The sequence below is a fragment of the Roseateles chitinivorans genome, from assembly GCF_050632145.1.
Lineage (GTDB): Bacteria > Pseudomonadota > Gammaproteobacteria > Burkholderiales > Burkholderiaceae_C > Roseateles > Roseateles chitinivorans_B.
The window spans coordinates 502,927-526,986 of the sequence record NZ_CP192577.1 but is presented as its reverse complement, the minus strand read 5'-3'; the positions used below and the strand labels follow the sequence as shown (position 1 = coordinate 526,986).

Genomic DNA, 24,060 nt, shown 5'->3' with positions numbered 1-24,060 from the left:
CAGGTTGCCCGCCACGAGGGCGCATGACGATCTGGGTACCGGGAGAGGGCGTCCGGGTTCGCCTCAAGTCAGGACAGGGTGAGTCCACTGCACGGAAATGAAAAAGGGGGTCGCCGAAGCGACCCCTTTGCAGAGCGAGGACGCGCGGCCCGAGGGCTGCGCGTCTGGCTCAGGCGGACATCACATGTCCATGCCCATGCCGCCCATGCCGCCGGGCATGGCCGGGCCGGCGGACTCGTCCTTCGGCGCTTCGGCGACCATGCACTCGGTCGTCAGCATCAGCGAGGCCACGGACGCGGCGTTCTGCAGCGCGGTGCGGGTCACCTTGGTCGGGTCCAGGATGCCCATCTCGATCATGTCGCCGTAGGTGCCGTTGGCCGCGTTGTAGCCATGGTTGCCGGAGCCGGCCAGCACGGTGTTGACGACGACCGACGACTCTTCGCCAGCGTTGTAGACGATCTCGCGCAGCGGGGCTTCGATGGCCTTCAGGATCAGCTTGATGCCGGCGTCCTGGTCGGCGTTGTCGCCCTTGATGGCGCCAGCAGCCTGACGGGCGCGCAGCAGCGCAACGCCGCCGCCGGCCACGATGCCTTCTTCAACGGCGGCACGGGTGGCGTGCAGCGCGTCTTCGACACGGGCCTTCTTTTCCTTCATCTCGACTTCGGTGGCGGCACCGACCTTGATGACGGCAACACCGCCGGCCAGCTTGGCCACGCGCTCTTGCAGCTTCTCGCGGTCGTAGTCGCTGGTGGCTTCCTCGATCTGGACGCGGATCTGCTTGACGCGCGCCTGGATGTCGTCGTTGGAGCCGTTGCCGTCGATGACGGTGGTGTTTTCCTTGCCCACTTCGACGCGCTTGGCCTGACCCAGGTCAGCCAGCGTGACCTTCTCGAGCGACATGCCGACTTCCTCGGCGATGACCTTGCCGCCCGTCAGGATGGCCAGGTCTTCCAGCATCGCCTTGCGGCGGTCGCCGAAGCCCGGGGCCTTCACGGCGACGACCTTCAGGATGCCGCGGATCGTGTTGACGACCAGGGTCGCCAGCGCTTCGCCGTCGACTTCTTCGGCAATGATCAGCAGCGGACGGCCCGACTTCGCGACGGCTTCCAGGGTCGGCAGCAGATCGCGGATGTTCGAGATCTTCTTGTCGTAGAGCAGGACAAACGGGTTGTCCAGGATCGCCGACTGCTTTTCCGGGTTGTTGATGAAGTACGGCGACAGGTAGCCGCGGTCGAACTGCATGCCTTCGACGATGTCGAGCTCGTTGTCCAGGCTCTTGCCGTCTTCGACGGTGATCACGCCTTCCTTGCCGACCTTGTCCATCGCCTTGGCGATGATCTCGCCGACGTCGGCGTCGGAGTTGGCGGAGATGGTGCCGACCTGGGCGATCTCCTTGGAGGTCGTGGTGGCCTTGGAGGCCGCCTTCAGCTGCGTGACCAGGGCGGTGACCGCCTTGTCGATGCCGCGCTTCAGGTCCATCGGGTTCATGCCGGCGGCCACGTACTTCATGCCTTCGCGGACGATGGCCTGGGCCAGGACCGTGGCGGTGGTGGTGCCGTCACCGGCGTTGTCCGAGGTCTTGGAAGCGACTTCCTTGACCATCTGGGCGCCCATGTTCTGCAGCTTGTCCTTGAGCTCGATCTCCTTGGCGACCGAGACACCGTCCTTGGTGACGGTGGGGGCGCCGAACGAGCGCTCCAGCACCACGTTACGGCCCTTGGGGCCCAGCGTGACCTTGACCGCGTTGGCCAGGATGTTCACGCCTTCGACCATGCGGGCACGGGCCTCGCCGCCGAAGACAACGTCTTTTGCTGCCATGTGTATCTCTCCGAATCTCTATCTGAATGAATGTCTGTCGCGGTCGCCGATTACTTGGCGATGACGGCGAACAGATCTTCCTCGCGCATGACCAGCAGCTCGTCGCCGTCGACCTTGACGGTCTGACCGCTGTACTTGCCGAACAGGACGCGGTCGCCGACGGCGACGTTCAGGGCGATGAATTCACCCTTGTCGTTGCGCTTGCCCGGGCCGACGGCCAGCACTTCGCCCTGGTCGGGCTTCTCGGCGGCGTTGTCGGGGATGACGATCCCGGAGGCCGTCTTGGTTTCGTTTTCCAGGCGCTTAACGATCACGCGATCGTGCAGAGGACGCAGTTTCATCAGATCTCCTTGACTAATGCAGACTTGCTTCAAGGACCCGCCGTGCGCTCATCGCACCGGCCAGCCCCTCACAAGAAGTAAGCCCCTCGGCAGGGCCGCGGGGCTTGTTAGCACTCGACCATTGCGAGTGCTAGCAGGGAGATTATATGGACGGGTGTTGACGTTTCAAGGGCGGCGCTCAAGACCCCAGCCGACGACATGGTCCAGCGACCACCGCCCTGGCCCGCGGCCCAGCAGGTAAAGCATCGGCGCCGCCCAGCTCAGGTGGGTCGGCCAGCCCGACGGATAGACGAAGGTCTGGATCACCGCCGTCATCCCCAGCACGCCGAGCGCCGCCACGCGCGTGAACAGCCCCAGCACCAGGAGGAGGGGGAGGAGATGCTCCGCGCCGGTGGCCAGGTAGGCCGCCCATTCCGGCGGGATCAGCGGGAGCGCGTAGTCCTGTCGGAACAGCAGGAAGGTGGTGTCGGTCAGCGTGAACCAGCCCTCGACCTTGGTCCGGCCCGAGAGCCAGAACACGCCCGCGATGCTGAACCGGCAGGCCAATGCGATGAGATCGGGGGAGACGAGGCGTTCCAGGCGCTCCCGGAGGGCGGCCGGCGACCAGGAGGCGCCGGACGCTGAAGGGGAGGTCGGGCGGGAAGTCGAGGGGATCAGGGTCATGTCGGAATCTCCGTGACGGCGGCGAAGGCGCCTTGATTCAGCAGACGCCCCAGCGCGGCGCCGGGGTCGAAGGAGGGAAAGCGGGCCTGGACCGCGTCGAGCGCCACGCCGAGCGGGGTGCCCTCGGCGCAGGCGTCGAGCAGCGCGCAACCGGCGGCGTCGATCTCGAGCGCGATGACGGCGCCCGAGGGCCGCGTGAGCAGGGCGCCCTGGCCTTGCCAGTGCGGGGGATTCGGATCGGCGGCCTGCGAGCGCGCGGCGTCCCAGAGGCTGAACGCGGGCCAGCCGGCGCACCAGCGCCAGCGCGCCGCGGGATGCGGTATCAGGGCGGCGGCGGCCAGTCGTTCGGGATCGAGCCGGGCGATCGTCCCGACGTCGAGCACCGACGCGTCGGCAGCCACATGGCTCTCATTCCACAGTCGGTCCAGCCTTGCGACGTCGCCGAGCCAGGGCCACTCGCTGTCCGCGAGCGCTTCATCGAGGAACGCGGGGAAGCTCGCGCCGTAGTGCTGGAGGTCGCCGCCCGACGGTGGGTCGGCACGCACGGCGTCAAGCGCGATGGCCTTCATCCATTCGTCCCCGGTCAGGCGATGCACCGACGGATAGAGCGACAGCAGCGCGTCCGCGCAGCCCTTCAGCACGGTGTTGCGGTAGACGGCGAAGCCGGGCTGCAGGGCAGTCGCTGCGCCGACAGGCGCGGCGCTCGCGTCCGGCTCGACCCAGAGGTCGCGCCAGAACATTGCCTGGAATCTGGCAAGCGACCCGGTGTCCGCGTCGTTCAGGGAGAGTTCGACGCGCGATTCGACCTGCGTCATGCCGCAACCTCCAGCCCCACCCGGGCCCGGACGTCGAGCAGCGACTGCGCGCGTTCGCGTTCGGCGATCAGGTCGGCGAATGGCGGCAGATTGCCGTCGCGTTCGATCAGCGTCGGTCGGGGGCCGATGCGCGCGGTCAGCCGATCGAGCAGCACCCAGACCGGTGCCGCCACGGCGTCGTCGTGGCTGTCGATCAACAGCCCGGTGCCGGCATCGCTGTCGGCGCGATGACCGGCGACGTGGATCTCCATCACCGCGTCGCCGTCGATGGCGTCGATCCATCTGTCCGCATCGAGGCCGAGGTTGCTCGCGGACACGAACACGTTGTTCACGTCGACCAGCAGCCCGCAGCCCGTGCGACGGACCAGTTCATGCAGGAAGTCGACCTCGCCCCACTCGTGGGCGAGGGTCAGGTAATGCGTGGGGTTCTCGATGGCGACGCGTCGCCGGAGAGCGTCCTGCATGCGGGAGAGGTTCGCGGCGACGTGACGCAGCGCCTGCGTCGTCCGCGGCACCGGCAGCAGGTCCGGCGCATAGGCGCCGCCGAAGCGGCTCCAGGCCAGATGCTCCGACACCAGCGCCGGCTGCAGCCGGTCCGCCAATGCGGCGAGACGCCGCAGATGGTCGGGGTCGGGCGGCGCCGCGCCGCCCAGCGACATCGACACGCCGTGCAGCGACACCGGGTGCCTCGCGCGCAAGGTCTCGAGCAGCGCCAGGCGCGGGCCGCCCGCGACGAGGTAGTTCTCGGGATGGACCTCGAACCAGAGTCCGGGATCGCGCGAGGCCAGCGCGTCCTCCGCGAACTCGGGCTTGAAGCCCAGGCCGGCGCCCAGCGTGTGTGTCATGGCGGTCGAACGGGCGGGAAGGGTCAGGACTTGACCGGGGCCAGCGAGCCCATGCCCTTGGGCGTCTTGATCGTCGTGCAGGTGCCTGCCGGGACGTACTTCCAGGCGTTGGCCTGGTAGTCCATCTTGGCGGTGCCGGCGCAGCTGGTGCCCGGGCCCGCGGCGCAATCGTTCTTGCCGGCCATCGAGACGCCGTAGCAGCGTTCCTTCTCGGCGGCGGGCTTGGCGTCCTGCGCCATCGCGGAGGCGGACAGGGCGGTCAGGGTGACGAGGGCGAGGCTCAGTGTGGTCGACTTCATGGGGCACTCCTTGTGCGTTGGATGCGAGTTGAGGGTCGGACGCGGCGGTCTGCCCGTCACGTTCCGCAAGCTAGTTCGTAGCCGATCGGCAAGGGGTTACAGCGGTGCCGGAAATTTTTCGATCTCTTTTTTCAGAGCCCCTGTAACCTTCCGACCCCATGACGCGAATAGATCCCGTGATCGCGACAGAGCATGAGTTGCACGACCTTTTCGTGGCCGGGCTGGACGGGGATGCGGGGGCTTACCACCGCTTCCTCCAGCGTCTGGGGGCCTTGCTGCGCGGGTACTTCCGGCGGCGCCTGCAGCAGTTGCCGGACGAGGTCGAGGACCTGGTGCAGGAGACGCTGATGGCCGTGCATGCGCAACGCCAGACCTACCGCCGCGGCGAGCCGCTGACGGCGTGGGTGCACGCGGTCGCCCGCTACAAGCTGGTCGACCTCTGGCGGCGGCGGGAGCGGCACGATGCGCTGAACGAGCCGCTCGACGACGAACTCGCGGTCTTTGCGGCCGCCGATCACGAGGCCGGCGATTCGCGCCGCGACCTGAGCCGGCTGCTGGACCGGTTGCCGACGAACCAGCGCCTGCCGATCCTGCATACGAAGGTCGAAGGGCTGTCGGTCCAGGAGACCGCCCAGCTCACGGGCCTGAGCGAGTCGGCGGTGAAGGTCGGCGTGCACCGGGGATTGAAGACGCTGGCGCGGCTGTGGAAGGACATGACATGAAGACCGACGATCTGATCGGACTGCTGGCGCAGGACGCCGGCCCGGTGCCGACGCGCACCGGCGAACGGCGGTTCGCCGTCGCGCTGCTGGTGGGGGTGATGCTCGCGCTGGCGTGGGTGCAGGGCGCCTTCGGCATCCGTGCCGACCTGGCCGAGGTGATGGGCACGGCCGCGTTCTGGCGGAAGGTGGCGATGCCGCTCGCGGTGGCGGCGACCGGCCTGGTCGTGGTGTTCCGCCTCGGTCACCCCGGCGCGCGGATGAACGGCTGGTGGCTGGGCGTGTGGCTGCCGGTGTCGCTGCTGTGGATCTGGGCGGCGGTGGTGCTCTGGATGGCCGAGCCCGGCGCGCGCCTGCCGCTGGTGCTGGGCACCACGTGGCGGGTCTGCGTCTTCAACGTGACGGCGACGGCGCTGCCGATCGGCATCGGGCTGCTGTGGGCGCTGCGCGGCCTGGCGCCGACGCGGCCCGTGCTGACCGGCGCGGCCGCCGGCTGGCTGGCGGGCGCGGTGGGCGCGTGCGTCTACTCGCTGCACTGCCCCGAGATGGAGGCGCCCTTCGTGGCGATCTGGTACGTGCTCGGGATGGGCATGTCCGCGGCGCTGGGGGCGCTCGCGGGGCGGCATTGGCTGAGATGGTGAACGCGCGGCCTGGGCGCCGTCGGCGCCCGCTCGCGAGTCACTGAGCCCGCGCGCTCATCCGCCGCCGCCGTCCGGCCGCCAGGCCGGCGATCGCGAGGCCCGCCAGCATCAGTGCGCCGGTCCCGGGTTCCGGCACCAGCGCCACGGACCACACGCCGGCCAGCGTGCCCGGCGCGGCGGTGCCCGAGCCGCCGATGTAGAAGTAGCTGTCCGCGACCTGCGACAGGCTGTTGCCGGTGTTGGAGGACGCCAGCCGGAAGTTCACCTGGGCCTGCGGGTTGATCTCGTAGCGGTTGATCCAGATGTCCCAGGTGGCGGGCAGGCCGTTGGCATCCAGCGAGCCGATGTTCATGTTCCAGGTGTACTCGGTATAGACGGAGCAGCAGACCCAGCCCGGATCCGGGAACGGCGAGCCGAGCGTGCCGCCGGAGATCGGCGGTGCGCCGGCGCCCAGGACCCAGGTGATCTCGAAGCGCCGGATGTCGGCCTCGCCGGCAGGGCCGGTCAGGAGCCCGTCGGTATAGACGCTGACCACCAGCCGGCTCTCGAAGGTCCAATCCTGGGGCACATCGGGCGACGCCCTCGGGAAGAACGCGGTGGTCGTGAAGGGCGTCGTCACGAAGCTGTAGCGGTACTCCTCGGCCCGGGCGTTCCCGGCGAGCAGCGGCAGCAGCAGCGAGCACAACGCGAGCGCGCACCTGCGCAGCAGCGAGCGGACGTTCATGGTGATCTCCCGGGTGCCGCGGCTTGTCTGGAGCAGCGGGGCTCCCACCGGTCCGGCCCGGAAGATTAGAAACGCGTGAAGGCCGAATCCAGCCGCCGCTGCGCTGCCTTCCAGTGACAAGGCCGGGCATCCCGCTTGAAACGCCGAGACGGCCCTCGTCCGGTACACTTCAATCACTTCGCAACCGAGAGACCCGGAAAGGCGTCCCGGTGATCGAGCTCGGTGCACTCGACTCGATGTTGATGAGGAAAATGGGAGACCTTGCAGAGGTTCCCTCTGGACAAGGTGACCGACCAAGGGTCGGAATCCGGTCTCTCAGCCGTCCTCCTTGGTTGCGAAGTCATTTTCTATTTTCGAAGCGCTTGAGCATCAAGCGCCTTTGTTTTTCCGGGGTTTGCCCAGTACGCCGTCTCCAGACGAAGGTGCGCCACAGGGGTGCCGATGAACTGGAGCGCGGCCACAGGCGATTCGCCGCTTGCCGCCGAGTCCTTCGCCTTGTAGGCCGGATCGAACATCAGCAGTTGGGTCGGGTACTTCCTGTTTTCCGGGTGCGGTGCGTACTTCGGGATGCCGTGGATGAACAGCCCCGCCAGCAGTTCGACAACACCGGGCGCCCCGACGCTGTCCTTCGTCGACCGACTCTCTCGCACATGCTCGATTCGCTCCCGCGAAATCACGATGGCGCCGAGCTTCGCGCCGTTGGCATGCAACGCTGCGAGCTTCCGGTTGTTGAGCCAGGTGTTGATGAGCGCGGTCGCGCGCTTGCTGAGGAACCACACGATTTCATCCGGAGCGTCGCCTGGCGCCGGACGCGTGCCTTTCACCCAGCCCTGGAACAAAGCGAACAGGTCCGCCTTTGCCATGTCCGCGCCGGAGACCATCGACACCTGCATGGTGGCTGATGGAATCGCCGATGAGGCCGCCTGGACGTAGGCAGCCGGTGCCGCCGGCAGGGCGTTCGGCAACTGCGAGGGACTGATCGCCGTCGAGCCCCGGCTCGCCCATCCAACCGCGACCGCGTCTCCGCGGGCCACATCGTTCGTCTCGACTGTCATCTGCTGAGAATCTCCTCTTCGGAGCCAAAATTCTCAGGGTCGCTTCGACGCCTCAAACGATGTGCAAATGGGCTGGTTCGATGACTTGACGAATTGCGGTATACGCCCGCTGTTGGTCGGGGTCAGTCCGTGCTCCGACTTGTCAGACGCGAGCCTCAGGCGATATACGACAACGGCAACGCCGTCGTGAACTTCAGCTCCTCCATCGCGAAGCTGGAGCTGACGTCCGACAGCTGCGTCCCGGCGATCAGCCGGCGATAGACCTGGTCGTAGGCGGCGATGTCCGGCACGACGACGCGCAGCAGATAGTCGACATCGCCGCTCATCCGATAGAACTCGACGACCTCCGGGATCGCGTCGATCGCCGCGCGGAACTGGTCGAACCAGGCCTGCGAATGCACGTTGGTCCGCACCGAGACGAACACCGTCACGCCCACGTTGACCTGCTTCGGGTCCACCAGCATCACGTTGCGGGTGATCACCCCGGATTCCTTCAGCCGCTGCACCCGGCGCCAGCAGGGCGTCGTCGACAGTCCCACCTCCGCCGCCAGATCGCTCATCTGCACGGAGGCGTCGCGCTGCAGGATATCCAGGATCTTCCGGTCGATGGAATCCAGTTTCGCCATGTCGATCAATCTTGGAATGAAATTGCCGAAATTGGCAAAGTAAAGATAGATTTTGCACCCGAATTCCACGAGTGAATTCTGACAATCGACGGTCATGGAAATCTATCTCGACGCCAACGCCACCACCCCCGTCCTGCCGCAGGCCCGCGATGCCGCGCTCTCCGTGATGGCGGACGCGTTCGGGAACCCGAGCAGCATCCATGGCAGCGGGCTGAAGGCCCGGGCCCGGCTCGACGCGGTCCGCGCCACCGCGCGCCGCGTGCTGGGCGCGCCGGGGGGCCGGCTGGTGTTCACCAGCGGCGCGACCGAGGGCATCCAGACCGCCGTCCTGTCCGCGCTGACCGCGCTGCGGCAGCGCCGCGAGGCGGGTCAGGCCATCCCGCCCCGGCTGCTCTATGGCGCCACCGAGCACAAGGCCGTGCCTGAAGCGCTGCGTCACTGGAACACGTTGCTGGGCCTGGACCTGGAGATCGTCGCCATCCCCGTCGACATCGACGGCCGCCATGACCTGGCCTGGCTGCGCGCGAACGCGTTGTCGGCAGGGCTGGTCTGCACGATGGCCGCGAACAACGAGACGGGCGTCATCAGCCACCTCGACGGCATCGCCGACGCGCTGCGCGGCACCGGCGCGCTCTGGCTCGTCGACGGCGTGCAGGCGCTCGGCAAGCTGCCGCTGCTGCTCGGCGAGCGCGCCATCGACTACGCGCCGTTCTCCGGCCACAAGCTCTATGCGCCCAAGGGCGTGGGCATGCTCTACGTCCGCGAGGGCGCCCCGTTCACGCCGCTGATGGCGGGTGGCGGGCAGGAGGGCGCGCAGCGCTCGGGTACCGAGAACATGGCGGGCATCGCGGCGCTGGGCGCGGTGCTGGAAGCGCTGGAGGGCGGCGGCGTGTTCGCGTCGCTCAGCCAGTTGCTGGACCGTCGGCAGCGCCTGGCCGACGCGCTGCGCGACGCGTTCCCCGGCGTCGTGTTCAATGCACCGTTCGACACCAGCCTGCCGACGACGCTCAACGTGTCGGTCCCGGGCCTGAGCGCGAAGCTGCTGCTCGACCTGTTCGACGCCGCCGGACTGCGCGTCAGCGGCGGCTCCGCCTGCGGCGCGTCGAAGGCGGCGCCGAGCTACGTGCTGCAGGCGATGGGTCTGCCGGCGTGGCGCGCCGGCTCCGCGGTGCGGCTGTCCTTCGGCGCGGCCGATGCCGAGTCGACCATCGACGAAGCCTGCAGACGTCTGCGCGCCTGCGGCGAGTCGCTGCGCGCGACCTGCCAGACGCCGGCGCCGAACGAGACCCCGCAGGCGCCCGAACTGCTCACGCGCTTCGCCGTCGACGGCGCCTGCTGCTACGTCGTCGCCGATGTGTCGAGCCGTCGCTGCGTCGTCGTCGACCCGCTGCCCGAACTGACCGGCACGCTGGCGCAATGGATGCGATGTCGCGGGCTGACGCTGGCCGCGATCCTGGACACGCACAGCCACGGCGACCATGCGTCGTCGGCGCAGTCCCTGCGGGACGCGATGACGAGCCTGCTCGCCGAGGAGGCGCTCGCTGACCGCGTCGACGCGCTGGGGTGGCCGAATGGCAGCGAGGAGATCGCGCTCGGCGCGCACCGGCTGTCGCGCCTCGCGATCCCGGGGCATACGCAAGATTCCACCGCCTATCTGCTGCACACAGGCAGCGAGACGATCGCGACCTTCGTCGGGGACACGGTGATGCCGGGCGCGCTCGGTCGCAGCGATTTCGAGCAGAGCGCGCCGGCCGACTTCGGCCCGTCGTTGAAGGCTCTGGAACGCCACGTCGGTCCGAACGGGCTGCTGCTGCCGGGCCACGACTACGACGACCGCTTCGCGACGACGCTCGCCGTCGAATGCGGCGCGCAGCCGTTGCTCGACGGTGTGCTGAAGGGCCGCTTGAGCGCCGAGGCCTTCGCGATCGGCAAGGGCGTGCTGGAGCACGACCTGGCGCCGACCGAGTACCAGACCATGGCCTGTGGCGCGCGCGTGGACTGCGCGCGGACGACGGAGCGCGTGGAACTCGACGTCGCCGGCTTGCAGTCGATGCTGGGCGACGGATTCGGGGCGAAGCCGGTGCTGGTGGACGTCCGCGAGGCCTACGAGGCGCGGATGAGCCCCACGGAGGAACTCGCGCCGGAGGCGGTGCCGCTGTCGGCGCTGATCAACGCGTTGCCGCGCTGGCGCGCGCTGCCGGAGCAGACGCCGGTGATCTTCTTCTGCCGCAGCGGCAACCGCAGCGCGCAGGCGGCGCGGGCGCTGCGCCGGCTCGGGCACGGTCGGGCGTGGAGCCTGGCCGGCGGCCTCGCGCTGTGGCCGACCGCCCGGACCACCACCGCGCTCGACGCCATCGCGATCTGAGCGGGCGTACGGCGTCGGCCGCTGGCCCTCAACCCCGTCCTCCGCCGCACGCGGCAGAGGGGGAAGAAGGGCTCAGGGCGCCGGCAGCGCCGCGCTGCCGAACCGGGTGCGGCAGACCTGCTGCCCTGTCGCGTTCGTCTCGAAGTCGCTCGCGAGCATGATCAACCGGGATCCGTCCGCGCTCGGCAGCAGCGGCGACGAATAGTTCTGGCACCAGTTCGTCTGCGCGGGCGGGCTCAGCGGCTTGACCGGCGCTTCCATCGTCGTCCACGCGCCGCTGCCGTCGGCGGTCGAGCTGAGGAAGATCGTCGCGCCGTTGCCGGCCGCATCGACCTGTCCGGCGGCGTTGAACAGGATCTGCCCGATCAACGCGATCCGCTGCCGACCCGGCAGCCAGACGTGCGTCGGCGTGTGGCGGAAGAAGCGACCGTCGGCCGTCTTCGGCTCCGGTCCGCGCACGGCCGGATCGCCCCAGTCCAGCCCATCCGACGAGCGCTTCAGCGCCACGCGGCAGTCCAGCCCGGCGGTGCTGCAGTGCTCGTAGCTCAGCAGGAAGCTGCCGTCGCCGAGCCGGCTCGCCACCGCCATGCCGGGACGGTCGGTCGGCTTCACCGCGTCGACGATCACGCGCGGCGCGGTCCAGGTCGCGCCGTCCATCGTGCTCATGCGCTTGAGCGTCTGCGAGACGCCCGCGCTCGTGCCGTCCGTCTCGTCCGAATACAGGCAGGCGAGCGCGCCGTCGCGCGTCACGAGGAACTCGGGCTCCCAGATCCCCGTCCCGTCGGCGCCGCGCGGCTTGTTGCCGACGCCGCAGTTCGCGAGGAAGCGCCAGGTCTTGCCGCCGTCATTGCTGCGGTGGATCGGATGCGTCATCGGCTGGCCGGGCGTGTCCTGCCCGACCGAGGCCGACCACAGCAGCGTGCCTGCCGGCAGCACGCCGACCGCCGACGGCAACTCATGGACCGAGCCGCAGCACAGGCCCTTCGGCCAGGCTGCGTCGGTGACCACGCCCTGCGGCTGGAAGGTGGTGCCGTCATCCTTGCTGAGGAACAGCTTGCCCTGGCCGCGATCGCCGTCGAAGGTGATCGCGCTGGCGAGCAGCGCGCCGTTCAGCGAGGCGTCGCTCTGATGCTGCAGTCGGATCAGTCGCGGATAGAAGGCCGGCGCGTCGCCGTTGAGCAGCGTGCCAGCGCGCGTGACCGGTGGCGGGGTGACCGGGGGCGGGGCGCTGGGGGTGGCCGCGTCAGAACTCGACGAGCCGCCGCCGCAACTGGCGCAGGCGGCGAGCAGCAGGCCCGTCAGCAGCACGCCGGCGCCGGTCGTCAAGCCGCGGAGGAGGGGATGCCTGGCCAGAGGCCGGGGCGCGGACGCCCGTTCGGTGGAGGAGGCGGCGGAGGCGGTGGAGGGGGAGCGAGGGGTCATCGTGTCCTCCGGGTCAGATTTCGCCCGAGGGCTTGCGTTGCGGCACGCCCGAGGGGACCGGGCGGCCGAAGTCCGGCCGGCCGTCCGCCGTCCAGGTGAAGCGCTGGATGCGCATCGTGCGGCCGTGCGGGTCGTTCTCGGCGCTGTCCTTGGCGTGATAGACCAGCCAGTCCTCGGTGCCGTCCGGCGACTTCGTGAAGCTGTTGTGGCCCGGCACGAAGACGCCGTCGACGCCGGCCACGCCGGTCGGTCCGTCCGTCGGGCCGAACACCGGCTTCGGATGCTTGGTCCAGCTCTTCGGATCCATCGGGTCCTTCCCGGTCAGCTCCAGCAGCCCGAGGTAGTACACCGCCGCCGTGTGCCCCGCCGAGTACACGACGAAGTCGCGGCCTGCATGCCGCAACGGCTGCGGCGCCTCGATCCAGTAGTCCTTGGGCTGGACCTGCCACTTGCCGTCGACCTTGTGCCAGCCGCGCTCCCAGTCGTGCTCGCCCTGGACGATGCGCACGCCGGGACCGTCGGCCTTGGCCGGGCTCGACATCGGCGCGATCCAGAGGCCCGCGTCGGCGTACATCCAGAACAGCCGGCCATCGGCCAGCCGCAGCACCGAGCCGTCGATCGAATAGCGCTCATGCGCCAGGTGCACGCGCCCGAGGTCGCGGTACGGGCCCATCGGGTGGTCGGCCTCGAGCACGTAGTGCCGGTGGTTGGCGTCGACGTGATCGGACGCGGTGAAGTACAGGTACCAGCGGCCGTCGAGGTGGTGCAACTCCGGCGCCCAGATCATGGCGCTGCGCGGGCCGCTGGCATCGGCGGTCCAGACCTTCCTGCGCTCGGCCTGGCGCCAGTCGCTGAGCCGGTCCGAGCGGTAGACCCACACGCCGCCTTCGGGATCGAAGGTCGCCGTCAGGTAGTACGCGCCTTCATGGAAGACGACGAAGGGATCCCCGGCCTCGCGGTCCGGCAGCACGGGGTTGGTGAAGGTGGTCGGCATGGCGGTCCCGGAGGCGGCGGCCGCTTTCACGGCGGTGGAAGCGGAGGAGGCAGAGGACGGGGCGGCCGGCGCAGCGGCCGAGGGGCGGGCGGATGAGGCGCTGGCGCAGCCGGTCGACATCGCGGCGCCCGCGAGTCCCAGGCCGGCGGCCAGACCGAGCCAACGGCGGCGCGGCAGGTCCGCGTCCGTGTCTGGATGCATGGGGAGGTCTCCTGTCCCGCCGCATCGGCGCGGCCTCATGCCGCGCCCCGGGTGGGATCGGCGCGGATGGTAGACCGGATCGGTCATTAATAACAAGTATGTTTGTTACTAACGAGCCTCGCTGAAATTCCACCGGCTTTCAGGGGCTGCCGCTTTCGCGTCCGGCGCGCCTGAGTACTTCTCGAGGTTCCCCGGCGCCTCTCAGCACTTCAGCGCTTCCTCAGCGCATCTCGCGCGGTCTCGGCGAGGCGGAGGCATCCGCGCCGACCGCGTCCGGGCCGTGCCCGCGCGGGAAATCGAACGCGATCCGCATGACGATGTCCTGCGGGTAGTTGCCGAACTTGCGGCCGAACAGGTTGAGGCCGCCGCGGTTGCGGGCGTCGTCCTTGATGCCCAGCCTCACCTTGATGTGGTTGGTCTGCGGCAGGTCCAGGTCGCCGATCTTCACCGTGCCCAGTGCGACGCCGTCGATCATCGAGCCCTTCTCGCCCACGCTCCACTGCTTGAGCAGGCCGTGCGTGGTGCGGTCCACCTGCCACCAGCTCGGCATCAGCAGCGAGGGCTTGCCGCCGTAGTCGCCGGGGCTGGTCCAGGTGCCGATCTCCCGGTCGTTGATCCAGAGCGTGATGTCGGACGGGAAGTCCTCGTTGAACTGCGGCGCCTCGGAGCAGATCTCCATCGAGAGCTCCAGGTGGCTGGGCACCGCGCCGTAGGGGAGGTTGTTGGGGAAGGCGTAGTCCACGTAGCCCGAGCCGCCGAACCACAGCAGCTGCGCATAGACGTGCTCCGGCTCGAAGAACGAGCGCGAGTCGTCCAGCATGCCGATGATCTTGCTCTCGCTGACCAGGCCGCAGGTCGGCTTGGCCTCGACGTGGCGATAGCTGCCGATCGGCATGCTGATCGAGATGACGTTGGGCCGCGACTCGATGGCCGCGCCGGGCAGGCGCAGGCGCACCTCGTCGTAGCGCTTGGAGCAGAGCTTCTGCTGGCCGCGCGTGCCGGGCTCGACCTCGACCGACACCAGGCCCACGGCCTGCAGCTGGTTGATGTTGAAGCTCACCGTCGAATGCGGCAGGTTCATCGCGCCCGCCAGCTCGGAGACGTTCAGCACCTGGTGCGTGAGCAGCCCCAGCATCGCCTGTCGCGTGTCCGACGCCAGGGCCTTGGCCACGGCCAGCGCCGCGTCCCCCTCGACCATCAAGACCCGGCTGCCCGAGACCTCCACCATTGCGCGTCCCCAAAAGATTTTTCGCGAGTTTATGCGGATCGCTCCGCTCCTCTGAGGCCTTAGGGTAAAGACCGATCATTACTAACAAACAAGTTCGTGATAATGGCCGCCATGAACCCCGCACACCACGACGGGCGAGGCGCCGAGACCGCCACCTCCGCTGATTCCCCCGGCCGCGTCCACCGCCGCCGCAATCCGCTGACCGGCCGTCACGTGCTGGTCTCCCCGCATCGCACGCAGCGGCCCTGGCAGGGCGCGCAGGAGTCGGTCGACGACACGCCGCTGCCCCGCCACGACCCCACCTGCTACCTGTGCGCCGGCAATGTCCGCGCGAACGGCCAGCACAACCCGGACTACACCGGGACCTTCGTGTTCACGAACGACTTCGCGGCACTGCAGCCGGCGCGCGGCGACGAGGCGGGCCTCGCCGTCGCGGACGAGGCGGGCGCGGACCTGTTCCAGGCGGCGCCTGTCGCCGGTGAGTGCCGCGTGCTCTGCTTCTCGCCGGATCACGCCCGCACGTTGCCGGAGCTCGATCTCCCTGAACTGCATGCCGTCGTGCGCGCCTGGATGGACCAGTCCGCCGACATGGGCGCGCGTCACCGCTGGGTGCAGGTCTTCGAGAACAAGGGTGCGGCGATGGGGTGCTCCAACCCGCATCCGCACGGCCAGGTCTGGGGCCTGGACCAGTTGCCCGACGAAGCGGTGCTCGCCGACACGCATCAGCGCGACTACCTCGATCGCCACGGCGAACCGCTGCTGGTGCGCTACGTCCGCGACGAGCTGGTCGCGGGCGAGCGCGTGATCGTCGAGACCGAGCATTGGGTCGCCCTCGTGCCGTACTGGGCCGCCTGGCCGTTCGAGACGCTGCTGCTGCCGAAGGCGCACACGCTGCGGCTCGACGCGATGACGCCGGCGCAGGCGGACGACCTCGCCGTCGCCGTGCGTCGCCTCACGACGCGCTACGACAACCTGTTCCAGTGCTCCTTCCCGTACTCGATGGGCTGGCACGGGGCGCCGCACGGCGCCGGACGGCCGGACGACGGCGCGAACGGCCACTGGCAGCTGCACGCGCATTTCTATCCGCCGCTGCTGCGCTCGGCGACGGTGCGCAAGTTCATGGTCGGTTTCGAGATGCTCGGCGAGGCGCAGCGCGACCTCACGCCGGAGACCGCCGCGCAGCGGCTGCGCGAGGTCAGCGACACCGTGCATTACCGGCAGGCGCGTCGCGCCGCACAGGCGGAGGGCGCATGAGCCAGGATCGTCAAGCGACACCGCGCGACCGCGCGGTGCAAGGATTCGAGCGCGCCTTCGGCCAGTCGCCGGAGCGCCTGAGCCGCGCCCCGGCGCGTGTGAACCTGATCGGCGAGCACACCGATTACAACGAGGGCTTCGCGATGCCCTGCGCGATCGACCGCGACACGGTCGTGGCCGCGGCGCGGCGCGACGACGAGGTGATCGAGGTCCTCGCCTGCGACCTGCCGGGCGGGACGGACGCCAAGGGCGGGAAGGACGACGGCGCCCGGGGCGCTGTTGGCCGCTTCCGCATCGGCGACGCGGCGGACGTGTCCGCAAGTCCCCAATGGTTGCGCTACGTGCAAGGCATGGTCGCCGTGTTGCGCGAGCAGGGCCACGCCGTGGGCGGCGCGACGCTGTCGATCGCGGGCAACGTGCCGCAGGGCGCGGGGCTGAGTTCGTCGGCCTCGCTGGAGATGGCGATCGGCCACGCGTTCTCCGCGCTGAACGGCTGGACCTTGCCGCCGACGACGATGGCGCTCGCCGGCCAGCGCGCCGAGAACGTCTACGCCGGTTGCCGTTGCGGCGTGCTGGACCAGCTGTCGTCCTCGCTCGGCGTGCAGGGTCACGCGCTGCTGATGGACTGCCGCAGCCTGGAGGTCCGACCGATCCCGATGCCCGAGGACATCGCGGTGCTGGTGGTCGACTCGAAGATCCAGCGCGGCCTCGTCGACAGCGAATACAACCTGCGCCGCCAGCAATGCGAGGCGGCGGCCCAGGGCCTCGGCGTGAGGGCGCTGCGCGATGTCGACGACGCGCTCTGGTCGCGGCTCGGCGGACAGCTCGACCCGGTCGTGCGCCGCCGCGCGCGCCACATCATCTCCGACAGCCACCGCTGTGCCGGCCTGGCCGACGCGCTGTCTCGCGGCGACTTCGCCGCGATCAGCCACCTCATGCGCGAATCCCACTGGTCCATGCGCGACGACTTCGAGATCACCGTTCCCGCGATCGACGCGCTCGCCGCGCTGATGCAGGATGTCATCGGCGAACACGGCGGTGCGCGCATGACCGGCGGCGGCTTCGGCGGCTGCGTCATCGCGCTCGCCCCGCGGGCGATGGTCGACGAGATCCGCGTCGCCGTCGAACGCGGCTACCGTTCGCCGGACGGCCGCGCGGCGGAAGTCCACGTCTGCGCCGCCTCCGATGGCGCGGGGGTGCTCGCATGAGCGCGCTCAAGACCTTCGAGCTGCGCTCGCCGGACGGACTGCGCATCGCCATCACCGATGCGGGGGCGTCGTGGATGTCCTGCGTGGTCCCCGTGAACGGCGATGACCGCGAGGTCCTGCTCGGTTACGAAACGCCGGCGGACTACCTGCGCCAGCCGGGCTATCTCGGCGCCGTGGTCGGCCGCTACGCCAACCGCATCGCGGGCGCGTCGTTCGAACTCGACGGACAGCGCTTCGCGCTGGACGCGAACGAAGGGCCGAACCAGCTGCATGGCGGCACGGCCGGTTTCCACCGCAAGGTCTGGGACGTCGCGCATCACGACGAGCAGTCGCTGGAACTGACGCTGCGCTCGGAAGATGGTGACCAGGGCTATCCGGGCCGCCTGGACGTCCGCGTCGTCTACCGCGTCGAAGCCCCGTTGACGGTCAGCATCAGCTTCGAGGCGCGCACCGATGCGCCGACGCTGGTGAACGTCAGCAGCCATGCCTACTTCAACCTCGATGGACCGGGCCGGCTCATCCTCGATCAACAGCTGCGGATCGCGGGCAGCCGCTACCTGCCGGTGCGGGCCGACCTGATCCCCACGGGCGAGCAGTCGCCGGTCGCGGGCACGCCGTTCGACTTCCGCCAGCCGCGCCGCATCGGCGACGCGCTCGAGGCGCTGCGTCGACTCGACGTGTTGCCCGCCTGCCACGACCACTGCTGGCTGATCGACGAGCCGGCCGGCGAGGGCGCGGCCGCGGTGCTCCGTTCAGGCGATGGCCAGCTGATGCTGGCGCTGCACAGCGACGCGCCCGGCCTGCAGTTCTATGCCGGCGAGTTCCTGCCGCAGACGCCCGACCGGCACGGCCGCCCGCACCTCAAGCACGGCGGCCTGGCGATCGAGCCCGAGGCGCTGCCCGACAGTCCGCATCACCCCGAATGGCCGCAACCCGGCGCGGTGCTGCGTCCCGGCGAGGTCTATCGTCATCGCCTGACCTACCGATTCGTTCCCTCGGCCTCCCCGGCCTCCCCTTCGTCCTCTTCCTCGACCTCCCCGGCCGACAAGGCCTGACCCCGAGACTCCCATGAGCAATGCCACCTCCGCTCCCGCCCGCTGGACGCCCGAGCAGGCCCACGTCTGGTTCCAGGCGCAGCCGCCGGCGCTGGGCGCGAATTTCGTGCCCGCCTCCGCCATCAACCAGCTCGCCATGTGGCAGGCCGACAGCTTCGACGCCGACCGCATCGACCTCGAACTCGGCTGGGCCGCCGGCCTGGGCATGAACACGATGCGCGTGTTCCTGCACGACCTGCTGTGGGCGCAGGACGCCGCGGGCTTCAAGGGCCGCATCGGCCAGTACCTGGACATCGCCGACCGCCATGGCATCAAGACGATGTTCGTGCTGTTCGATTCCTGCTGGGATCCCCATCCGAAGCTCGGCCCGCAGCGCGAGCCCATCCCCGGCGTGCACAACTCCGGCTGGGTGCAGAGCCCGTCCGCGACGCAGCTCGCCGACCGCTCGACCTGGCCCGCGCTGCGCGCCTACGTCGAGGACATCGTCAAGACTTACGGCCAGGATCCGCGCGTCACCTACTGGGACGTCTGGAACGAGCCCGACAACCAGGGCGGCGGCATGGGCTACTACCTGCCGCGCGAGGCCAAGGACAAGATCGCGCTGGTGGCGGAGCTGATCCCGCAGGTCTTCGACTGGGCACGCGCGCAGCAGCCCTCGCAGCCGCTGACCAGCGGCGTGTGGCTGGGCGACGACTGGGGCCCCGAGTCCAAGGAACTGAACGCGGTGCAGCGGGCCCAACTGGCCGGCTCCGACGTCGTCAGCTTCCACGACTACAGCTGGCCCGAGAAACTCGAGGCCCGCATCCGGCAGCTGCAGGCCTACGGCCGTCCGCTGATCTGCACCGAGTACATGGCGCGCAGCCTGGGCTCGACCTTCGACGTCGCGCTGCCGATCGCCTGGCGCGAGGACGTGGGCATGCTCAACTGGGGCTTCGTCGACGGCAAGAGCCAGACGAAGATGCCGTGGGACTCGTGGAAGAAGCCGTACACCATCGATCCGCCGCTGGTCTGGTTCCACGACGTGCTGCACACCGACGGCACGCCGTATCGTGAGCGCGAGGCCGAGCTGTTGCGGCAACATGGCGCCCGCAAGCGCGGATCGACCCGCGCGGATTGAGACACGGCGGACCGGGGCACCACGGCCCCGGTCGCCAATGACCAGAGGCGCTGCGACGGATGGCGCCCGGCAGGAGACGTATGACTGCAAGCATCGTGTTCGACGGCGTGGCCAAGCGCTACGGTTCCGTCGACATCATTCCCGACTTCTCGCTCAGCATCGGGGCGGGCGAGTTCATCGTGCTGCTCGGCCCGTCGGGCTGCGGCAAGTCCACGCTGCTGCGCATGCTGGCGGGGCTGGAGAGCGTCTCCGGCGGCCGCATCCTGCTCGCCGACCAGGACGTCACCGCGCTGCCGCCCGGCCGGCGCGGGCTGGCGATGGTGTTCCAGCAATACGCGCTCTACCCGCACATGAGCGTGTTCGACAACATGGCCTTCGGCCTGCGCAACATCGGCATCGCCGACGCCGAGGTGCGCCGCCGCGTCGAGGACGCCGCGCGCATGCTGGAGCTCGACACGCTGCTGCAGCGCCGTCCCGCGCAGTTGTCCGGCGGCCAGCGACAGCGCGTCGCGATCGGTCGCGCCGTGGTGAAGGAGCCCAAGGCCTTCCTGTTCGACGAGCCGCTGTCCAACCTCGACGCCAAGCTGCGCAACCGCACCCGCATCGAGCTCGCGCGGCTGCACAAGCGGCTGGGCGCGACGATGGTCTTCGTGACCCACGACCAGGTCGAGGCGATGACGCTGGCCGACCGCATCGTCGTGCTCAACGGCGGCCGCATCGACCAGGCCGGTCCGCCGATGGACATCTACCAGCGCCCGCGCACCCGATTCGTCGCGGGTTTCGTCGGCAGCCCGTCCATGAACTTCCTGCCGGTCGAGCGCATGGCCGACCAGCAGGGGCGGATCGCCGTCCGACTTCCTGGCGGCGCCGTCGTGACGACGCAGATCGCGGCGAAGCCGATCGCGGGCCAGTTGGAGATCGGCGTGCGGCCCGAAGGCCTGCGCCTCGCCGCCGACGGCCCGATCGCGGGTTGCGTCGAGCTGCTGGAGCGCCTCGGCGAACGCAGCCTCGCGCACGTGGGGCTGGGCGACGGCACGGTCGTCGTGGCTGAGGTCCCGGTGAGCAGCACGCTCGCGATGGGCGAGACGGTCCGCCTGCGACCGGACCTCGAGCAGGTGCACCTCTTCGACGGCGCCGGCCTCGCGCATCACGCCGAGCCGCGCCCGGACGGCGTGCCGGCCGAAGCGCTGGTGGCGGGCGCCACCGCGGCGGAAGTCCGATGAGCGCCGCGACACTCACCGCCGGCACCGCCAGCGAGGCGGCCGAGGTCGTCTCGGGCGCCGAGCCGCCGCGCGGCGCGCTGGGCCGCTCCGCCATGGACGGACCGGCGTGGGTCGGCTGGGCCTTCATTGCGCCGTTCGCGCTCTGCTACCTGGGCCTGCTCGCGGCGCCGGTGCTCGAAGGGGTCTGGCTCTCCTTCAACGCCGTCGACCTGCTGACCGGCAAGGGCCAGTTCGTCGGCCTGGCCAACTTCCTGGACCTGGTGCGCGACGAGGTCTTCCTGCTCTGCGCGCGCAACACCATCTTCTTCGCGGCGATCTGCACGCCGGCCTTCGTCGGCCTGGGCCTCGCGCTCGCGCTGGTGCTCAACCGTCCCGGCCGCACCGGCGCGTGGCTGCGCGGCACCTTCTTCGCCTCCAACGTGCTGTCGGTGACCGTCGTGACGCTGATCTGGCGCCTGGTGCTGCTGCCCGACCGCGGGCTGCTGAGCCAGGGCCTCGCGGCCTTCGGCCTGCCGGATCTCGCGCCGCTCAGCAACGAATCCCTGGCGCTGCCCTTCATCGCGCTGGTCACGCTGTGGTGGGGCATCGGCCTGCCGATGATGCTGATCCTCGCCGCGCTGCAGCAGATCCCGCCGGATCTCTACGAGGCCGCCGCGCTGGACAACGCCAGCCGCTGGCGCAGCTTCCGCTTCATCACGCTGCCGGCGCTGCGCCGCACGCTGATCATGGTGGCGATCATCCAGGTGATCGGGCAACTGCAGGTCTTCGGCCAGGCGCAGCTGCTGACCAACGGCGGTCCCAACAACAGCACCCGCACGCTGGTGATGTTCATCTACGAGGCGCTCTTCGACCAATGGGCGCTGGGCTACTCCGCCGCGGCCGCGCAGATCCTGTTCGTGCTGATGGTGCTGGGCGTGTCCGTCCAGCGCTGGGCCGAGCGTCGCGAAGGAGCGCAGGCATGAGCGCCCGGGTCTGGCAGAACGGTCCGTGGGACCGCGTGCTCCTGGGCGCCGCCATCGCGCTCGCGCTGCTGTGGATGCTCCCGCTCGCGTGGGTCTTCGCGCTGTCGCTGAAGTCGAACGCGGTGCTGATGGAGCGCACCGATGCGATCCTCACGACGCCCTTCACGTTGCGCAACTATGCGGACATCCTGGCCAATCCGGCCGTGTTCCGCTGGGTGCTCAACAGCTGCGTCGTCGCGCTGGTGCAGACGGCACTGGTGCTGTTCATCTCGTCGCTGGCGGGCTACGGCTTCGCGCGCTGCGAGTTCCCCGGCCGCCGCATCGCCTTCGCGCTCGCGCTCGCCGGCCTCGCGGTGCCGGAGCCGGCGGTCGTGATCCCGCTGCACCGCATCTTCGCGGAGCTCGGCCTGCACAACAGCTATGCCGGGCTGATCCTGCCGCGCCTGGCCGCGCCGTTCGGCGTGTTCCTGATGACGCAGTTCTTCAAGGCGATCCCGCGCGAGCTCGAAGAGGCGGCGCTGATGGACAACGCCTCGCGCTGGAAGATCTTCTGGCGCGTGATCCTGCCGCAGACGCTGCCGGCGCAGGCCACGCTGGGGATCTTCAGCTTCCTGGCGGCCTGGAACGACTACCTGTGGCCGCTGATCTCCGCGACCCGTCCCGAGATGTACACGCTGACGCTGGGCCTGGCGGCCACGCAGACCAACTTCGCGCAGTCCGAGGGGCTGGGCTTCCTGATGGCGCAGGCGGTGTTCGCGGCGCTGCCGGTGCTGGTGCTCTATGCCTTCTTCCAGCGGCACATCGTCGCCGCGGTGGCGGGAGGGAAGGCGGCATGAAGCGCATCCTCAAGCACATCGCGCTCGCGGCCTTGCTGACGGTGAACGTCGCGACGTTCGCGCAAGGGCAGGGGGCGCGTCGGGCGGCGAAGTCCACATCACGCTCGCCCGCTTCTTCGGCAGCTGCGACGCGGAGTACGGCCAGGTCACCGATCCGTCCAAGGCCAGCAGCGAGTGCGGGATCATCACCGCGCTCACCAACCGCTTCAACGCGCGGGAGGCCGGCCGCATCCACGTCGACACGCAGGTCGTGGAGCACTCGGCCTACTACCAGCAGCTGGGCGCGCGCATCGTCGGCGGCGACCTGCCGAGCATCGCGATCATGCACAGCTCGGTGCTGGGCGACTTCGCCAAGCGCGACCTGCTGCAGCCGCTCGAGGACGGCTTCGCCCGCGAGGGCGTGGCCGTCGAGGACTTCACCCCGCATGCGCGCCACGGCGTGACCTTCGCGGGCCATGTCGTCGCGCTGCCGTACGACTCGCATGCGGCGCTGTGGCACATCAACCTCGGGCTGATGAAGCAGGCGGGATTGGTCGATGCGAAGGGCCATGCCCGTCTGCCCAGGTCGGCAGCCGAGGCGCTCGACCAGGCCCGCGCCTTCAAGCGCGCGACCGGCAAGCCCTACTTCGTCTGGCTGACGCTGAACGATCCGAGCTTCTTCGCGCGCTCGGTCCTGGGGCTGGTCGCGCAGCAGGGCGGCACGCTGTTCCCGCGCGGCGACCAGGCGGTCGACCTCACGTCGCCGCCGGTCCGCGAGGCCGTGCAGTTCATGCGCACCGTCTACGCCGAGGGCCTGTCCACGCGCAACATGGACTACAGCGCCGCGCTGCAGGCCTTCATGGCCGGCGCCGGCGGCGTGATGCCCAACGGCACCTGGCTGCTGGGCGATCTCACCACGCGCGCGGCGAAGGCCGGCAATCCGCTGAGCGGCCAGTACGAGGCGGTGCCCGAGCCGACGCTCTTCACGCAGCCCGCGACCTGGGCCGACAGCCACGTGTGGGTGATGCTGCGCAACCCGCGGCAGACGCCGCAGGAGCGCGCCGCGGCGCTGCGGTTCCTGCGCTTCCTCAACGACGAGAGCCTGGCCTGGGCCCGCACCGGCCAACTGCCCGCGCGGCAGTCGGCCGTCGACAGCGCCGCGTTCAAGGCGCTGCCGATGCGCGCGTCGCTCGGCCCGGTCGCCGCGCACGGCACCGGCCTGCCGACGACCGTCGCGCGGCAGTCCCGCGTGATGGGCCTGCTGGGGGACACGGTGGCCTCCATCGTCGTCTCCGGCGAACCGCTGGACGCGACGCTGGCCAAGGGCCAGCAGCGCATCAACCGCCTGCTGGAGCGCGAATCGCGCTTCCTCGGCACGGCCTCCAGCGACACGGGCGTGGCGCCGACGGCACAGGCCGGCGTCTCTCATGGTTTGCGCTAGGTTTATAACGAATTAATTTGTGAATAATCACAAAAACCGAACGCTAAGGTCCTGAAAGACCGTGTCGGCGCAGCCCGGAGCACGAGCCCGGGTCCCCGCGACGGTCACAGCGTTCGCGTCGATTTCGACGGCTTCCTGAGCTTCAGAAGTAGGACCGGTCCGGCGGAGATCCCGCCACACCGGGGCAGCGGCAGGCACGCATCGAGTGCCGGCAGGCGCCGAATCTCGC

Annotated in this window: 23 protein-coding genes; 11 read left to right on the top strand and 12 right to left on the bottom strand. The window is 69.7% G+C overall.

The features are described from left to right. Window positions 1-180 precede the first annotated feature (180 nt). From groL to ACQ86G_RS02440, 6 genes are all read right to left on the bottom strand, one after another. The gene (gene groL, locus ACQ86G_RS02465) at window positions 181-1,818 is read right to left on the bottom strand and encodes a chaperonin GroEL (protein ID WP_431259158.1); all 1,638 of its coding nucleotides are present in this window, start codon (window positions 1,816-1,818) and stop codon (window positions 181-183) included. Window positions 1,819-1,868: 50 nt separating this feature from the next. Further along, window positions 1,869-2,159 carry a co-chaperone GroES gene (gene groES / locus ACQ86G_RS02460; RefSeq protein WP_297524612.1) on the bottom strand — a complete coding sequence of 97 codons (291 nt, stop codon included), beginning with the start codon at window positions 2,157-2,159 and terminating at the stop codon, window positions 1,869-1,871. Window positions 2,160-2,324: 165 nt separating this feature from the next. Further along, on the bottom strand, window positions 2,325-2,822 hold the full coding sequence (locus tag ACQ86G_RS02455) for a DoxX family protein (protein ID WP_431259157.1): 498 nt from the start codon (window positions 2,820-2,822) through the stop codon (window positions 2,325-2,327). After that, window positions 2,819-3,637 (bottom strand): HvfC/BufC family peptide modification chaperone, encoded by an 819-nt coding sequence (locus ACQ86G_RS02450; protein WP_431259156.1) that lies wholly within the window; start codon window positions 3,635-3,637, stop codon window positions 2,819-2,821. The genes ACQ86G_RS02455 and ACQ86G_RS02450 overlap by 4 nt, the downstream gene beginning before the upstream one ends. Further along, entirely contained in the window at window positions 3,634-4,482 is an 849-nt protein-coding gene (bufB, locus tag ACQ86G_RS02445) for an MNIO family bufferin maturase (RefSeq protein ID WP_431259155.1), read from the bottom strand. Before bufB ends, ACQ86G_RS02450 begins: the two co-directional genes overlap by 4 nt. Before the next feature lie 23 nt (window positions 4,483-4,505). After that, window positions 4,506-4,781 (bottom strand): BufA1 family periplasmic bufferin-type metallophore, encoded by a 276-nt coding sequence (locus ACQ86G_RS02440; RefSeq protein ID WP_431259154.1) that lies wholly within the window; start codon window positions 4,779-4,781, stop codon window positions 4,506-4,508. Between the two features lie 158 nt (window positions 4,782-4,939). Here ACQ86G_RS02440 and ACQ86G_RS02435 point away from each other — a divergent pair, with 158 nt between their 5' ends. Together ACQ86G_RS02435 and ACQ86G_RS02430 are read left to right on the top strand one after the other, a co-directional pair. Continuing rightward, a complete protein-coding gene (locus ACQ86G_RS02435; protein WP_431259153.1) occupies window positions 4,940-5,503 on the top strand; it encodes a sigma-70 family RNA polymerase sigma factor in 564 nt (187 codons plus the stop codon). Then, window positions 5,500-6,141 carry an NrsF family protein gene (locus ACQ86G_RS02430; protein ID WP_431259152.1) on the top strand — a complete coding sequence of 214 codons (642 nt, stop codon included), beginning with the start codon at window positions 5,500-5,502 and terminating at the stop codon, window positions 6,139-6,141. The genes ACQ86G_RS02435 and ACQ86G_RS02430 overlap by 4 nt, the downstream gene beginning before the upstream one ends. Window positions 6,142-6,178: 37 nt before the next feature. Here the strand turns inward: ACQ86G_RS02430 and ACQ86G_RS02425 are convergent, their stop codons facing one another. The 3 genes from ACQ86G_RS02425 to ACQ86G_RS02415 all read right to left on the bottom strand — a co-directional run bounded on the left by ACQ86G_RS02425 (window position 6,179) and on the right by ACQ86G_RS02415 (window position 8,537). After that, a complete protein-coding gene (locus tag ACQ86G_RS02425; RefSeq protein WP_431259151.1) occupies window positions 6,179-6,865 on the bottom strand; it encodes a PEP-CTERM sorting domain-containing protein in 687 nt (228 codons plus the stop codon). 347 nt (window positions 6,866-7,212) lie between these two features. Continuing rightward, a complete protein-coding gene (locus ACQ86G_RS02420) occupies window positions 7,213-7,920 on the bottom strand; it encodes a hypothetical protein (protein ID WP_431259150.1) in 708 nt (235 codons plus the stop codon). A gap of 155 nt (window positions 7,921-8,075) precedes the next feature. Next, a complete protein-coding gene (locus tag ACQ86G_RS02415; protein ID WP_431261316.1) occupies window positions 8,076-8,537 on the bottom strand; it encodes an Lrp/AsnC family transcriptional regulator in 462 nt (153 codons plus the stop codon). Window positions 8,538-8,640: 103 nt separating this feature from the next. Between ACQ86G_RS02415 and ACQ86G_RS02410 the strand changes: the two genes are divergently transcribed. After that, window positions 8,641-10,911, top strand: coding sequence for an aminotransferase class V-fold PLP-dependent enzyme (locus ACQ86G_RS02410; protein ID WP_431259149.1), 2,271 nt, complete (start codon window positions 8,641-8,643; stop codon window positions 10,909-10,911). A 72-nt stretch (window positions 10,912-10,983) separates the two neighbouring features. Here ACQ86G_RS02410 and ACQ86G_RS02405 read toward each other — a convergent pair whose 3' ends face one another. The 3 genes from ACQ86G_RS02405 to ACQ86G_RS02395 all read right to left on the bottom strand — a co-directional run bounded on the left by ACQ86G_RS02405 (window position 10,984) and on the right by ACQ86G_RS02395 (window position 14,756). Then, window positions 10,984-12,333 (bottom strand): sialidase family protein, encoded by a 1,350-nt coding sequence (locus ACQ86G_RS02405; protein WP_431259148.1) that lies wholly within the window; start codon window positions 12,331-12,333, stop codon window positions 10,984-10,986. Window positions 12,334-12,346: 13 nt separating this feature from the next. Then, window positions 12,347-13,528 carry a glycoside hydrolase family 43 protein gene (locus ACQ86G_RS02400; RefSeq protein ID WP_431259147.1) on the bottom strand — a complete coding sequence of 394 codons (1,182 nt, stop codon included), beginning with the start codon at window positions 13,526-13,528 and terminating at the stop codon, window positions 12,347-12,349. Between the two features lie 220 nt (window positions 13,529-13,748). After that, the gene (locus ACQ86G_RS02395) at window positions 13,749-14,756 is read right to left on the bottom strand and encodes an ArsR/SmtB family transcription factor (protein WP_431259146.1); all 1,008 of its coding nucleotides are present in this window, start codon (window positions 14,754-14,756) and stop codon (window positions 13,749-13,751) included. A gap of 111 nt (window positions 14,757-14,867) precedes the next feature. Between ACQ86G_RS02395 and ACQ86G_RS02390 the strand changes: the two genes are divergently transcribed. The 8 genes from ACQ86G_RS02390 (at window position 14,868) to ACQ86G_RS02355 (ending at window position 23,831) form a co-directional block, all read left to right on the top strand. Further along, window positions 14,868-16,010 carry a UDP-glucose--hexose-1-phosphate uridylyltransferase gene (locus ACQ86G_RS02390; protein WP_431259145.1) on the top strand — a complete coding sequence of 381 codons (1,143 nt, stop codon included), beginning with the start codon at window positions 14,868-14,870 and terminating at the stop codon, window positions 16,008-16,010. Beyond that, window positions 16,007-17,218 (top strand): galactokinase, encoded by a 1,212-nt coding sequence (gene galK, locus ACQ86G_RS02385; protein WP_431259144.1) that lies wholly within the window; start codon window positions 16,007-16,009, stop codon window positions 17,216-17,218. The genes ACQ86G_RS02390 and galK overlap by 4 nt, the downstream gene beginning before the upstream one ends. Continuing rightward, complete coding sequence (locus ACQ86G_RS02380) at window positions 17,215-18,273, top strand: aldose epimerase family protein (RefSeq protein ID WP_431259143.1); 1,059 nt, start codon at window positions 17,215-17,217, stop codon at window positions 18,271-18,273. Before galK ends, ACQ86G_RS02380 begins: the two co-directional genes overlap by 4 nt. Window positions 18,274-18,286: 13 nt before the next feature. Continuing rightward, window positions 18,287-19,390 (top strand): hypothetical protein, encoded by a 1,104-nt coding sequence (locus tag ACQ86G_RS02375; protein ID WP_431259142.1) that lies wholly within the window; start codon window positions 18,287-18,289, stop codon window positions 19,388-19,390. An 80-nt stretch (window positions 19,391-19,470) separates the two neighbouring features. Next, window positions 19,471-20,613 (top strand): ABC transporter ATP-binding protein, encoded by a 1,143-nt coding sequence (locus ACQ86G_RS02370; RefSeq protein WP_431259141.1) that lies wholly within the window; start codon window positions 19,471-19,473, stop codon window positions 20,611-20,613. After that, window positions 20,610-21,575 (top strand): carbohydrate ABC transporter permease, encoded by a 966-nt coding sequence (locus ACQ86G_RS02365; protein WP_431259140.1) that lies wholly within the window; start codon window positions 20,610-20,612, stop codon window positions 21,573-21,575. The genes ACQ86G_RS02370 and ACQ86G_RS02365 overlap by 4 nt, the downstream gene beginning before the upstream one ends. Further along, window positions 21,572-22,411: a carbohydrate ABC transporter permease gene (locus ACQ86G_RS02360; protein ID WP_431259139.1), complete on the top strand. Its 840-nt coding sequence runs from the start codon at window positions 21,572-21,574 to the stop codon at window positions 22,409-22,411. The genes ACQ86G_RS02365 and ACQ86G_RS02360 overlap by 4 nt, the downstream gene beginning before the upstream one ends. Then, window positions 22,356-23,831 (top strand): extracellular solute-binding protein, encoded by a 1,476-nt coding sequence (locus ACQ86G_RS02355; RefSeq protein WP_431259138.1) that lies wholly within the window; start codon window positions 22,356-22,358, stop codon window positions 23,829-23,831. The genes ACQ86G_RS02360 and ACQ86G_RS02355 overlap by 56 nt, the downstream gene beginning before the upstream one ends. Window positions 23,832-24,060: the final 229 nt, after the last annotated feature.